At 58.1% G+C, this 12,468-nt stretch carries 18 protein-coding genes and 1 tRNA gene; 9 read left to right on the top strand and 10 right to left on the bottom strand.

The genetic code is table 11. From position 1 onward, the window contains the following. A complete protein-coding gene (locus tag AC0V6W_RS09895; RefSeq protein WP_486149547.1) occupies window positions 1–513 on the top strand; it encodes a hypothetical protein in 513 nt (170 codons plus the stop codon). A 51-nt stretch (window positions 514–564) separates the two neighbouring features. Here the strand turns inward: AC0V6W_RS09895 and AC0V6W_RS09890 are convergent. Beyond that, a tRNA-Gly gene (locus tag AC0V6W_RS09890) sits at window positions 565–639 on the bottom strand. 235 nt (window positions 640–874) lie between these two features. On the opposite strand from AC0V6W_RS09890, the gene AC0V6W_RS09885 reads away from it, so the two are divergent. Beyond that, a complete protein-coding gene (locus AC0V6W_RS09885) occupies window positions 875–1,801 on the top strand; it encodes a tetratricopeptide repeat protein (protein ID WP_486151552.1) in 927 nt (308 codons plus the stop codon). A gap of 18 nt (window positions 1,802–1,819) precedes the next feature. Continuing rightward, entirely contained in the window at window positions 1,820–2,431 is a 612-nt protein-coding gene (locus tag AC0V6W_RS09880) for an LON peptidase substrate-binding domain-containing protein (RefSeq protein WP_486149545.1), read from the top strand. Window positions 2,432–2,435: 4 nt separating this feature from the next. Here AC0V6W_RS09880 and AC0V6W_RS09875 read toward each other — a convergent pair whose 3' ends face one another. The 5 genes from AC0V6W_RS09875 to argB form a co-directional block, all read right to left on the bottom strand. Beyond that, a complete protein-coding gene (locus AC0V6W_RS09875; RefSeq protein WP_486151550.1) occupies window positions 2,436–3,062 on the bottom strand; it encodes a MarC family protein in 627 nt (208 codons plus the stop codon). Window positions 3,063–3,121: 59 nt separating this feature from the next. Beyond that, window positions 3,122–3,886: a hypothetical protein gene (locus tag AC0V6W_RS09870; protein ID WP_486149543.1), complete on the bottom strand. Its 765-nt coding sequence runs from the start codon at window positions 3,884–3,886 to the stop codon at window positions 3,122–3,124. Next, the gene (gene folD / locus AC0V6W_RS09865) at window positions 3,883–4,776 is read right to left on the bottom strand and encodes a bifunctional methylenetetrahydrofolate dehydrogenase/methenyltetrahydrofolate cyclohydrolase FolD (RefSeq protein WP_486149541.1); all 894 of its coding nucleotides are present in this window, start codon (window positions 4,774–4,776) and stop codon (window positions 3,883–3,885) included. Before folD ends, AC0V6W_RS09870 begins: the two co-directional genes overlap by 4 nt. Before the next feature lie 6 nt (window positions 4,777–4,782). Then, complete coding sequence (locus tag AC0V6W_RS09860) at window positions 4,783–5,073, bottom strand: YggT family protein (protein ID WP_486149539.1); 291 nt, start codon at window positions 5,071–5,073, stop codon at window positions 4,783–4,785. Window positions 5,074–5,195: 122 nt separating this feature from the next. Continuing rightward, window positions 5,196–6,116, bottom strand: coding sequence for an acetylglutamate kinase (argB, locus tag AC0V6W_RS09855; RefSeq protein ID WP_486149537.1), 921 nt, complete (start codon window positions 6,114–6,116; stop codon window positions 5,196–5,198). Between the two features lie 188 nt (window positions 6,117–6,304). On the opposite strand from argB, the gene AC0V6W_RS09850 reads away from it, so the two are divergent. The 4 genes from AC0V6W_RS09850 to AC0V6W_RS09835 all read left to right on the top strand — a co-directional run bounded on the left by AC0V6W_RS09850 (window position 6,305) and on the right by AC0V6W_RS09835 (window position 8,070). Then, on the top strand, window positions 6,305–6,655 hold the full coding sequence (locus AC0V6W_RS09850) for a BufA1 family periplasmic bufferin-type metallophore (RefSeq protein WP_486149535.1): 351 nt from the start codon (window positions 6,305–6,307) through the stop codon (window positions 6,653–6,655). A gap of 152 nt (window positions 6,656–6,807) precedes the next feature. After that, on the top strand, window positions 6,808–6,987 hold the full coding sequence (locus tag AC0V6W_RS09845; protein WP_486149533.1) for a hypothetical protein: 180 nt from the start codon (window positions 6,808–6,810) through the stop codon (window positions 6,985–6,987). A gap of 81 nt (window positions 6,988–7,068) precedes the next feature. After that, the gene (locus AC0V6W_RS09840) at window positions 7,069–7,596 is read left to right on the top strand and encodes a thermonuclease family protein (protein ID WP_486149531.1); all 528 of its coding nucleotides are present in this window, start codon (window positions 7,069–7,071) and stop codon (window positions 7,594–7,596) included. A 108-nt stretch (window positions 7,597–7,704) separates the two neighbouring features. Continuing rightward, window positions 7,705–8,070, top strand: coding sequence for a DUF4870 family protein (locus AC0V6W_RS09835; protein WP_486149529.1), 366 nt, complete (start codon window positions 7,705–7,707; stop codon window positions 8,068–8,070). A 15-nt stretch (window positions 8,071–8,085) separates the two neighbouring features. On the opposite strand, the gene AC0V6W_RS09830 is transcribed toward AC0V6W_RS09835, so the two are convergent. After that, window positions 8,086–8,355, bottom strand: coding sequence for a hypothetical protein (locus AC0V6W_RS09830; RefSeq protein WP_486149527.1), 270 nt, complete (start codon window positions 8,353–8,355; stop codon window positions 8,086–8,088). Between the two features lie 343 nt (window positions 8,356–8,698). Between AC0V6W_RS09830 and AC0V6W_RS09825 the strand changes: the two genes are divergently transcribed. Together AC0V6W_RS09825 and AC0V6W_RS09820 are read left to right on the top strand one after the other, a co-directional pair. Further along, complete coding sequence (locus tag AC0V6W_RS09825; RefSeq protein WP_486149525.1) at window positions 8,699–9,382, top strand: hypothetical protein; 684 nt, start codon at window positions 8,699–8,701, stop codon at window positions 9,380–9,382. Window positions 9,383–9,443: 61 nt separating this feature from the next. After that, entirely contained in the window at window positions 9,444–9,800 is a 357-nt protein-coding gene (locus AC0V6W_RS09820; protein ID WP_486149523.1) for an endonuclease domain-containing protein, read from the top strand. 135 nt (window positions 9,801–9,935) lie between these two features. On the opposite strand, the gene AC0V6W_RS09815 is transcribed toward AC0V6W_RS09820, so the two are convergent. The 3 genes from AC0V6W_RS09815 to AC0V6W_RS09805 all read right to left on the bottom strand — a co-directional run bounded on the left by AC0V6W_RS09815 (window position 9,936) and on the right by AC0V6W_RS09805 (window position 12,447). Beyond that, window positions 9,936–10,889 carry a BstA C-terminal domain-containing protein gene (locus tag AC0V6W_RS09815; RefSeq protein ID WP_486149521.1) on the bottom strand — a complete coding sequence of 318 codons (954 nt, stop codon included), beginning with the start codon at window positions 10,887–10,889 and terminating at the stop codon, window positions 9,936–9,938. 13 nt (window positions 10,890–10,902) lie between these two features. Further along, the gene (locus AC0V6W_RS09810) at window positions 10,903–11,946 is read right to left on the bottom strand and encodes a ribonucleotide-diphosphate reductase subunit beta (protein ID WP_486149519.1); all 1,044 of its coding nucleotides are present in this window, start codon (window positions 11,944–11,946) and stop codon (window positions 10,903–10,905) included. Window positions 11,947–12,156: 210 nt separating this feature from the next. Continuing rightward, entirely contained in the window at window positions 12,157–12,447 is a 291-nt protein-coding gene (locus AC0V6W_RS09805) for a hypothetical protein (RefSeq protein WP_486149517.1), read from the bottom strand. Window positions 12,448–12,468: the final 21 nt, after the last annotated feature.

Below are 12,468 nucleotides of genomic sequence, written 5' to 3'. Positions count from 1 at the left end.
ATGTATTTGCCAGACCTCGCGATCCCCGCAGTTGCCGTATTCTTCGCGTTTTACGGCGCTGTGTTGATGTTGGCTTGGTTGCTGGGCGGTGCACCTGAACGGGCAGGCGTTTACACGCTCGCCGGAATGTTCATCGCCCAAGTCGCCTTGTATTCAGTTTTCGGCGACCCTCGCTTTGAGGATGTCGATGCTGTCGCAGCAACATCGGACGCGATTGGTCTGGCTGGCTTTACCGCTATCGCGTTGAAAGCCGATCGGCGCTGGCCGCTATTTGCAGCGGCCATGCAGTTGGTCAGCGTTATGGCGCATTTTACGCATGGATTTCAGGCCATGATCGGCCAATCCTATGCTGATTTTAAATCGGTCCCGACAATCGCAGCCATCGCCTTTCTGCTTGTCGGCTTAGTGTTCCACCGGGCGCGGCTGTTTTCGCGCGGATTTGATCGCGACTGGGTTCCGTTCAAGGAATATGACGAGTACCGAAAACTCGCGAGGGAAGCGGAAGAATACTGATTGTCGCAAAGCCGCTTGGCGGGAAATCAGCATCCGCCAGGCTTCGATAAATGGAGCGGGCGAGGCGATTCGAACGCCCGACCCCAACCTTGGCAAGGTTGTGCTCTACCCCTGAGCTACGCCCGCTCACTGACGTCTCCACAGATTGGCGAAATTCGCACATCTCTGCTGGGGAGGCGGCGCAAGTAACAGCGCTCCTCGTACCTTTCAAGCACAAATATTGCTTGATCCTATGCGGCCAAGGCTTCAGCGAGGAAATACGCTTCACAAACCGCCTGCAAACCCCACATGATGAAGCCAGCAATCCGCGCAAGCATGCGTGACGACACAATCGCCCAAAGGAGCACGAGCATTGGCCAGTATGGGTCTTAATATTGACGAGCAGAAAGCTGTTGAACGGTTTCGTACAGAGGTGGTTGAACCTTCGCAGACGAAACTTGTCGTCCTCGACTTTTGGGCGGAATGGTGCGGCCCGTGCAAAGCGCTCGCCCCGATGCTGGAAAAAGTGACCGCCGAATATGCGGATAAGGGCGTAGTTCTGGCGAAACTCAATGTCGATGAAGAGCAGTTCATCGCTGGTCAGTTTCAGGTCAAATCGATACCGACTGTCTATGCCATGTTTCAGGGTCAACCGGTCGCTGATCTGACAAGCGCGCGCACTGAAACGCAGTTCAAGCAGATGCTTGATCAATTGCTTGAACAACTGCCAATCACTGCTGAGGCGGCGAGCGATGCCCCGCAGGGCCCTTCAGCAGAAGAAATTGAACAATACATCGCCATGGGCGAAGAAGCGCTGGGAGCAGGCGACGCGCAGCGTGCTGCCGGTATCTTTGCGCAGGTGACCGAATTCGCAACTGACAACGCGCCCGCCCATGCCGGGCTTGTGCGTGCACTGGTGCAATTGGATCAGGTTGATGAGGCAAGCAAAGTCCTCGAGGCGATCAGCGCCGATCCCAAGCTATCCGCCGACCCCGCAATCGCGGCTGCGAGAAGCGCGGTGGAGCTTGCTGGCACACAAGTGGATGATGGCGAGCTTGCCGGGCTCAAAGCTGCTGCTGACGCTGCGCCTGATGATATGGATGCACAGCTGGCCTATGCCGAAGCAGCCTTTGCAAGGGGCGAACGCGATGCAGCGGCCGAAACGCTGCTGGACATGGTCAAGGCCGACCGCGAATGGAATGACGGGGCTGCGCGCGCCAAGCTGTTGCAGATTTTTGAGGCGACCGGCCTTGAGGATGAATGGGTGGTTGCCACGCGCCGCCGGCTATCCAAGATCCTGTTTGATTAAGACAGGACACACCCGAAAATGCCCACTCGCCTTTCGATCTTTCCGCTAACCGGCGCTGTGCTGTTTCCCGGCCTGCAATTGCCGCTGCACATCTTTGAGCCGCGTTACCGAGCCTTGGTTGGCGATTCGCTTGTGCGCGACCGGCGCATCGCGATGGTTCAGCCGCAAATGTCCACCGATGACGCGCCGCTCTATTCAGTTGGCTGTGTCGGGCGGATTGGCGAAATCGAGGCGATGGAAGATGGCCGGTACAATCTCATCCTTGAAGGCGAATCGCGGTTTAAACTGCTGCGCGAACTGGATGTGACCAGCGCGTTTCGTCAGGTCGAAGGGGACTTGATCGAAGACGATGAAAACGAAACACTAAGCCATGCACAGCGCGGCGGTTTTGAAAGCGAAGCGCGCGCTTTTGCCGATATGCAGGGTTACAAAGTTGATTGGGATTCGGTTGAGCGGTTGGACGATCAATCGCTTATCAATGGCGTATCGCAGATCGCGCCGTTTGATCCGGCATCGAAACAGGCCTTGCTCGAAGCGCCCACCTTGTCAGACCGGTGCGAATTGCTTGTTCAGCTGATGCAGTTCTTCGGCCGCGGCGACGGCACCGAAGAAATCACGACGTTCCAATAGGCCCCTATGCTAGCGAAAACGCGCCGCGCAGGCCATCAATGACATATTGCGCCGCAAGCGCTGCTAACAGCACGCCCAGCAGCCGTGTGACGACCGCTTCGACATTATCGCCCAAAATCCGGATCAACGGGCCAGCGGCAACCAACGCTGCGGCCGTGATGACCAGCACCGCTCCCAATGCGACAAACACTTCTATCGTCTGAGCAGGAGTCTCCGCTTCATTCATTAGCAGCATGACCGCCGCAATCGCGCCTGGTCCCGCCAGCATAGGCATTGCCATGGGGAACACCGACACGTCTTCAACTTCGGGATTGGCATTGACCTTGTCAGCGCGTTCGGTCCGGCGTTTGGTGCGCTTTTCAAACACCATTTCAAAAGCAATCCAGAACAGCATCAGCCCGCCTGCAATGCGGAAACTATCAAGCTCAATATGCAGCGCGCCCAAGAGCGCCTCACCGAAAAAGGCGAAGATCGTTAGAATGATTGCTGCGATCCCGACAGCGCGCAAAGCCATGTTGCGCGCCTGCGCAGCGCTGGCCTCTTTTGTCAGCCCGGCATAGATCGGTGCGCAGCCTGGTGGGTCGATCACCACAAACAGCGTGATAAAGGCAGAGACAAAAAGTTCGGGCAGCATCATGGTCAGGCAGCAATCAGGCAAAGTCGAATGGAGTCAGGCCCGCGCCCTCATCATCATTCGCCGCCGGATGCAAGCCCTTCTTCAATCGCCGTCACCCATTCGCCATCGTAGAAATAGTCTGCAACGACATAAGGATTGCCATTGGCCTGGGGTTCCCAGCGCCAACGCAAGGTGCCATCGCGCGACAAGTGCGCATCGCCCGCTTCATCCCCGCCAATGGAGACAGCAGGCGGAGGCGGCACAGCATCGCCAGCGCGCGGACAGGTCGCCACCAGCCCAAGCACCGCATCAATCGCGGTCACAACAATATCGCCATCTTCAAATTGTTTGCGCGGTGGAGGCTGCGGATTGTCGAGGATCGCGGTGTTATAGCTCCATTTATAGCTGTTGTCGGCCTGCCTGACCCACGTGAAGACGTAATTGCCAAACAGCCCCTGCGCATCGCGATAGCGCCCTTGGGTAAGAGCAAGCGAGCCATCACAGCTCATCACAACGGTGCGCGTGCTCCATTCGCCGATATTGCCTGTGGTCAGGAACGTGCCAGCTATTGCCGCAGCATCACCCGGGCCGGATGGTGAATGCCAAATCGCGCCCGGCACGGCGAAATTGTCGCTCGCCGCCGCTACGCCTTCGGTTTTCGTGGCCTGAGCATATTCAATTTCGCGCGCGACAATCGCGCTTGGCTGCGCTTTACCCGGCGCGGTCGCCAGCACACGGTTGATAACCTTGGTCGGAGGGCCGCGGCGTTGACCGCCTGAACACGCCGTAATGGTTAGCGCTGCAACGCCCAAGACAAGCCAGGTGCCCGCGTATTTCACAAACCCTCCGGCGCGGACAGGCCCGCATTGCGGAAGGCTGCGACCAGAGTGTTTCTGAGCAAGACCGCAATGGTCATCGGCCCAACGCCGCCGGGAACAGGCGTGATCGCGCTGGCGACCTCGCTCGCCTCACCAAAGGCCACATCGCCGACAAGCCGCCCCTTATCCTTGCCCGGTTCAGGCGGCAGCCGGTTGATGCCCACATCGATCACTGTTGCACCTTCTTTCAGCCAGTCTTTGCCGATCATCTCTGGCCGGCCCACTGCCGCGACCACGATGTCTGCTCGCTTGACGACGCCCGCCAGATCCTTGGTACGGCTGTGCGCAATGGTCACCGTTGCATTGGCGTCCACCAGCAATTGGGCCATTGGTTTGCCCACAATATTGGAGCGCCCGATCACAACCGCCTCAAGCCCCGATAGATCACCCAAACGATCGGTCAGCAGCATCAGGCAGCCAAGCGGTGTGCACGGGACAAAGCCTGTTTGACCCACGCTCAAACGGCCTGCATTGATAACGTGAAAGCCATCGACATCCTTGTCCGGACTGATCGAGGCGATGATCGATTGTTCATCGAGATGGCCAGGCAAAGGCAGCTGCACCAAGATGCCATCGACACTATCATCCTTGTTCAGCTGATCGATCAAAGCGAGCAGCTCGGCCTCTGGTGTATCGGCGGGCAGGCGGTGTTCAAAACTTGCCATATTGGCAGCCACGCACGCTTTGCCCTTGTTGCGGACATAAACCTCGCTCGCCGCATCTTCGCCCACCAGCACCACGGCCAGCCCCGGCTTTCGCCCGGAAGCATCAGCAAAACCCGCAGCAAAAACCCCAACGCGTTCACGCAGTTTTGCAGCAAAAGCTTTGCCGTCGATCCGGGTCGCCGTCATCGTTTCTTACCCGTAAATTATAGCGGAAAGCACGATCAGCACCGCGCGCAGGGCCAAAATCAGCACAATCGGCGAAAAATCTATCGCGCCTGTATCTGGCATAATCCGCCGAATGGGCCGTAATATCGGATCGAGCAGCGAATTGATCGAGCTGTAGAACGCCATCAGAAACTGATTGGTGGGGCTGACTACATTGAATGCAAACAGCAGTCCGATCACGAACTGGATGATGATGAGCATCACAAAGACGTTCACCACCATGGACAAAATATCAAACAGAACTTCCAGACCAGCCATGTATTCGTTTTCCTAGGTCGCGACCGCTTGTGCGGCATGGTTCATTATCTCGAGGCGTATTGCTTAACTAATACGCCCTTGAGGATCGTCAAGAGCCTTGGTCTGAACGCCTAGCACTCCGCCTATGCTCGCACCAGCGTCCCTGCGCCGCGCGCGGTAAAGAATTCCAGAAGCATCGCATGAGCAACCCGCCCGTCCAACACAACCGCAGCCTCGCAGCCCGATTGCACAGCGGAAACGCATGTCTCAAGCTTGGGCACCATCCCGCCTTTAATGACACCATCCTCGCGCAATTTTGCGATGTCGGCAGGGGTTAAATCGGTCACCAAATTGCCAGATCCATCGAGCACGCCTGCCACATCGGTGAGCAGGAACAAGCGCGCCGCACCCAATGCAGAAGCGATCGCGCCCGCCATCGTATCCGCGTTGATATTATATGTCGCGCCATCATCCCCTGCCGCGATGGGGGCGATGACCGGGATCATGCCTGCGTTGACTGCGGTATCGATCACGCTGGTATCAACCTCGGCGGGTTCGCCCACAAACCCCAAATCGACAACTTGCTCGATATGGCTCTCAGGATCGCGCGCGGTCCGGCTGACTTTACGCGCGGTGACCAGCCCCCCATCCTTGCCCGAAATGCCGAGCGCCTTGCCGCCCGCTTTGCCCAGCCAACTCACGATTTCTTTATTGATGGCGCCCGACAGGACCATTTCAGCAACCTTGGCTGTAGCCTCATCCGTGACCCGCAAGCCATCGACAAAAGTGCTCTCCACACCCAGCTTGGTCAGCATCTCGCCAATTTGCGGGCCGCCGCCATGAACGACAACCGGATTGATCCCAACCGCTTTCAGCAGCACAATATCCTCGGCGAAATCGCGCGCGGCCTGAGGCTCACCCATGGCGTGCCCGCCATATTTCACCACGAAAGTGCGCCCGGCATAACGCTGGAAATAAGGCAGGGCCTCGATCAGCACTTCGGCTTTGGCAAGGCTGGGGGCGCGATCAGTATCGCCTGTATTAGCAGAAGATGTGCTGTTCATGCCCGCGCGTCTAGCCATTTCGCGGCACGAGTGCAAAAGCCAAGCCCCTTCGCTGGCGCGCGACCCTTGAATTGAGGCAGGTTGACACTTTTGCACTTGGCAGAGACTTCAAATGCCTGTCTTGTACGAATCGTCTTGAAGGTGGCGCGGGATCCGCATCATCAGGACCATCTTGTGGAAGGATTGTTATGAACACGACTCGTTTGAAGGGCTCAATCGCTCTCGCCGCTGCAGCTGGCCTGGCCGCCGCATGTTCAGGCGGCGCTGATGCCCCAACCGAAGCAGCAGAAGCAGGCGCTGACGCTGGAACCGAAGCCGAAGCGCTCGCCGATGCTGGCGGCGGCGAAAAAGAGAAATGCTATGGCGTCTCGCTCGCAGGCAAAAACAGCTGCGAAGCCGGCCCCGGCACCAGCTGCGCGGGCACCAGCGTAATCGATTACCAAGGGAATGCCTGGACCTATGTCGATGCAGGCACTTGCCTTGAGATTGAACGTCCCAACGGCACTTTCGGCTCACTTGAAGAGACCGAAAACGTCTAATTTGGCCGTCACCGTCAAGGCGGTGATAACTGGAACTCAAAGCCGCGCAGGGTTGGCCTTGCGCGGCTTTTTGTATGGTTTACAATTTGGTACATAGTCACGTCCGCGCTGTAATGGTACACAGTCACCCGCAAACTGGTCTGGAGGTGACGATGAACGACACGCAGGATGAACCAGACACAGCTGGTAGACGCCGCCAAGGCGATCGCCGCAAGGCGCAGCTGCCATTCGATGGCGAAGATCGGCGCAAGGCTGATCGGCGCTCTGGCGAAGAACGGCGCAAGAATGAGCGGCGTTCCGGAATAGACCGGCGGGGCGAGGGGCCTGATTGAAACCACCTCCTTTGGTCCCCGGCCAACGCCTTTCAACACGCTGTGCAGATCACCCTTGCTTGAGTAAACGTGTCGCCAGTCATGCTCAAACGCTCACGCAAATCCAACCGCATGCTCTCTTGGTGGCTCTTGTGGCGCGTGCCTATCATCGCGCTCATCGTCATGGGCGGGTGGTGGTATAGCATCCGCCCGTTCACCGCAGAGCAGGGCTGGGTTCGGATAGACCAGACCTTCCCCATTTGCGGCTCGGCTTCCAAAGGGGCCGAGGGCTGCATCGCTGACGGCGACACCCTCATCATCGGCTTCGGCCCAGACCGCCGCCGCATCCGCCTCACTGGCTTTGACACGCCAGAGCTTGACGGCCAATGCACCGCCGAACGCGAAACCGCGATCAACGCCCGCACCGCTTTGCGCGACTGGCTGGCGCGCGGGCCGTTTGAGTGGGACGGTGCGGATGACCCACCCTATGACCAATATGGCCGCGAACTGCGCGCTGTCCGCCGCACGCGCCCCGATGGTAGCCACGAACACCTCGCCGACACCATGATCTCACGCGGCCTGGCAGGCGGCAGCGGCTGGGGCGAAGCGCCGGTCGATTGGTGCCCATAGCGTTCCCAACGCCTGCCCAATCGGCCCTTTTGCACAAGCCCCCTTGCCCTATGCACCTGTTTGCGTAGTCTACACCCGCATCACGCACGGCAATACAGGGGATATGCCATGAACGAGCCAACTGAGCGACCAGACACCAATTCCGGTTTTGACTTCAACCAGCCCACGATCATCTCGCTTTGCTATCTGGGGAGCTTCATCACTGGTTTCTCCGGCCTTGTTGGCATTGTCCTCGCTCATGTCTGGCAGGGCGAGAACGGGGAGGATTGGGCCGCGTCCCATTTCACCTATCTCATCACCACGTTCTGGGTCGGCTTTCTCGCCTCAATCGTCGCGAGCGTTCTGATGTTCGTGCTCATCGGCTTTCTGCTTTTGCCCCTGATCGCGATCTGGGTCGGCGTTCGCAGCGTCATGAGCCTCATCAAAGCGCAGCGCCGTGAGCCCATGCCAGAGCCCAAGACGCTGCTGTTCTAGAGCCTACCCCTCAGCTCACTGGTCCACCGGATCGTCGATCTCGGCGTAGTCAGCATTGCCCGGCTCCTGCATGTCGGCTGTGTTGGGCGTATCGCCTTCGGGAGCGGCTTCCTCGATACCGGGGACAGCTTCCTCGATTTCCTCGCCTGTTGCAGCTTCGCCGTCATTGACAGCCTCTTGCGGTTCAAGCGCGCTATCGCCAGCGGATTGCTCGGCCCCGCAGGCCGTCAAAGCCAGCGCGGCCGCGGCGATCGCAGGGGCGGCGAGTTTGGAAAGGGTACGCATATCGTTCTCCTGTGTGTCTGCCCCTAGCAACACCGCAGCGCCGCTGACGGTTCCAAGAACGCTCGCCTTGATGGGCTGGTCAAAGCGCCGACAAGCCCCCAATCCCGCATGAGACATGGACCGCATGTTACACGGTCCTAGTGTTAAAAAACCGTCGGTTTTCTGCCGTTTTCGCATAGCGGCACGCTGAGCGCATGTAGGAAACGGATGGGCGGTCATGATGGCCGCTCTTTTAGCGCGCTGCGGCGATGTAGGAAAATGCGGATGAGATCAGATTTTGCATGAAAACGAACCGCGCGGGAAATGCGCGACAAATCTGCCCGCCTGCTCTAGCATCACCGCCATGATGACACACTGCGCACGCTCGCTGCTTTTCGCTCTACCGCTCACCCTTATGGCTGCCTGCGATGCGCCTGACTTGGCGCAGGCCAATCTCGATTCAGATCCGACGCCAGACGGGCAGGACATGTTCTGGCAGGCGCTGACCAGCCATTGCGGCTTGGCCTATTCGGGCAGCTTGGTAAGCGAGGATGCCGCCGATGCCGATTTTGCAGGCGCCGAGATGGTCATGCATGTGGCTGAGTGTTCGGATAAGCAAATCGCCATCCCCTTCCATGTCAAACTGGACGGCGAATGGGACCGATCGCGCACCTGGCTTATCACGCGCACAGATGACGGCAGCGAAAAAGGCCTGCGCCTCAAACACGATCACCGCCACAAGGACGGCGAGCCCGACGCGGTGACAATGTATGGCGGCGACACGGCAGACAGCGGCACGCAGCGCATGCAGGCGTTTCCCGTCGATGATTTCAGCATAGAAATGTTTGAGCGCGAGGGACTGAGCGCCTCTGTCACCAATGTGTGGAGCGTGGAAGTGGCCCCCGCCAGCGCGCCCGGCGGCACATTCGCCTACCAACTCAAACGCACGGCCGAAGGCGGAGCGCCAGAAGACCGCCTGTTTCGGGTTGAGTTTGACCTGGGCGAAGAAGTGGAAGCGCCGCCGCCTGCTTGGGGCTGGGAAGATTAAGAAAGCGCAACGCAGCCCCCTCCCGCTTGCGGGAGGGGCTGGGGGTGGGCACAAACATGAAATGCCGAACTGGCAGCCGCGAAACACCACCCGAGCCCGCAAACTTCGAAGCGAGGCAAGCCCTGACGAGCGCGCGCTCTGGCAGCACCTGTCCCGCCGCCAGATCGGCGCGAAATTCAGCCGCCAGATGCCGCTTGGACAGTATTTCGCCGATTTCCTGTGCAGCGAGCTGAGACTGGTGATCGAGCTCGATGGCCACAGCCACGATGTCTCGCCAGCAAGTGACCGCGCCCGCGACGCGTGGATGAGGCGCGAAGGTTACACAGTCATGCGCTTTACGAACGCAGATGTCAGAGGCAATCTAGAAGGCGTGGTCACCGCTATCAGCGAGAAGATCAAAGAATTGCGCGCAATCTGACCCCACTGACCTGCGGGTGGGCGTTCTCCACTTCTCCCTCCCGCCTGCGGGAGGGGCCGGGGGTGGGCGCGTATCCGAAGAACCAGACCAGGCCAGGCCCACCCTAACCCCTCCCGCAAGCGGGAGGGGGATCTTTCACCCAGCTGCACGTCGGGGCTTTGGCAATGCGGGTAGCTCATACGCTGCCAAAGCGGCATTTGCTGCTTTGGCAGTGATAGTATTCTTCGCGACTTGCCCTGTAATGTAATTCGTCAGCTTACCTCCACGGATGTAATCCTCTCTCAGCCAACGCCTAAATTCACCAAGGGCAGGTTCGGGATACGCCCACGGTGTCTGCGGGTTAGATGCTGCCTGCGGATAGTAGGCTGGGTAGTGATGCTCATAGTCGAGCCGTTCCCCGAACTTCTCAGCTAGCTTTCGCTTGCGCCAATGATCACTCCAACAGCGACCGATGCTGATGTCCGGGACTACTCCATCGTTGGTAAACACGCCGCCTTCCCCTAGCGTTACCGTCACCTCAGCACTTTCTTTGAAGATGCTGAAGTAACCATCTGGTGCGCTGTTGTAGACAAGTGAAATACGGTCATGGAATGGACGCCATTGCTCATTGACGCCTCTGCTCGGAGCATAATCTAATGTTTCGTAAATTGCATCTCTAAAGCCTTTCCGCGCCAATACACGGAAGTTATCTCGGGCTTCTTCTTGGCAATGCTGACCCGCCTCGAATGCATAGTATTCTATAACGGCAAGCGAGATTTCTTCTCGGTAAGCATACAAGATGCGGCCACCGACTTTGACTGTCACATGCGCCTCATCAAGCGAATGGCCGTTCCTCGCTAGAATGTCACGTATCTTACTAATCCGGGGCTTTGGAATCGCCTCTGTCCACTGTGAACTGATCGTCCCAATGTGGGCGTTCTCCACTCCACAGAGAACTGCGAGACCCCGTTGCGTGAGGAACGGGGTCTCATCGCTGAGAATCCCCATCCCAAAGGTGTTCAACCTCGCGCCATCCAGCTCCTCAAGATCAAGCTGACCTTGAGTATCATCCTGTTTAAGGCTTGCTGGAAGCCGAAAGACTGACACCATCTTCTCGCTCCCGCTACTCCGCAGCTTCAAACATATCCGCATCGCCTTCAGGCGTAGGGGCATCTTCGTTCACTGCTTTCGCCTTTTGGCGGTTGTCGAAGCTTGACCACACGGTGTTCCAGTCGCCGGTGGTGGCGCCTTTGGAATATTCGGTGGCGCGGGTTTCGAAGAAGTTGGCGTGCTCCACACCGTTCAGCAGCGGGGTGAGCCATGGCAGCGGGTGTTCGTCGATCATGTAGATCTCTGTGAGGCCCAGCTGCTTCAAACGCCAATCGGCGATGTAGCGGATGTATTTCTTGATCTCTTTCGCGGTCATCCCCTCAACCGGGCCCATTTCGAAAGCGAGATCGATAAACGCATCTTCGAGCCGAACGGTTTTCTGGCAGATGTCGATGATGTCTTCCTTGACCGCTTTGGTCAGGCAATCACGCTCTTCGCAGAATGTGTGGAACATCTTGACGATGCCTTCGCAGTGCAAGCTTTCATCGCGGACTGACCAGCTGACGATTTGTCCCATGCCTTTCATCTTGTTGTGGCGCGGGAAATTCATCAGCATGGCAAAGGATGCGAACAGCTGAAGCCCTTCGGTAAAGCCGCCAAACATGGCGAGCGTGCGCGCGATGTCTTCGTCGGAATCGACGCTGAACTGGTGCATGTAATCATGCTTGTCCGCCATTTCCTCGTAATCAAGGAAAGCGGAATATTCCGATTCGGGCATGCCGATCGTGTCGAGCAGGTGAGAATAGGCGGCGATGTGCACCGTCTCCATATTGGAGAACGCGGCGAGCATCATTTTCACTTCGGTCGGTTTGAACACGCGGCCATATTTGTCGTGATAGCAATCCTGCACTTCGACATCGGCCTGAGTGAAGAATCGGAAGATCTGGGTGAGCAGATTGCGCTCATGATCGGTGAGGTTTTGCGCCCAGTCGCGGCAGTCCTCTCCCAGAGGCACTTCTTCGGGCATCCAGTGGATTTGCTGCTGGCGTTTCCAGAAGTCGTAAGCCCAAGGGTATTGGAACGGCTTGTAGGTCTTACGGGCTTCGAGCAACGACATCTTGTGTTTCCCTGTGTTTGAGTGCGGTTGTCCTTATAGGAGAACAAACTACGAAGCGACAGGCAAGGGGGGATGATTTGCCGGGGATAGACCGTGTAAAATCTGAGTCGAACTGAGTCCGCGTGGGGCCAGTGAAGGGGTGTGTTGCACGCCTCTCATCATCTTAACCTTTGGCGCGCCCAACAGCCTGCGCATTTGCCCTTATGCGGTCTATCCGCCGCGGCTTTTCTTTGAGCCGAAAAAGCTGCCTCCGCCCAGCACGGTGATGCCGAGGAAAAAGCCGAAATCGTACCATCCGCCCGAATTGGGCACCGCGTAAACGGCGATATCGGGTGAGAACAGCGAGCCAATAAAGCTCCACGGGAAGATAAAACCGTGCCACAGGCCCCACAAAAATCCGGGCGCGCTGGCCGCTTCGCTGACGCCGGCATCAATCTGGCTGGCGCAGGCGGAAACCAACAGGGCAAGGCCAAGGGCAAGCGCGATCTGGCGAAGTTTCATCAGTCCGGTCTCACTCAGTCC

Source organism: Erythrobacter sp. JB1-7 (assembly GCF_057365015.1).
The sequence above is the reverse complement of the archived record's forward strand: the minus strand, read 5'-3'. Positions and strand labels throughout refer to the sequence as shown.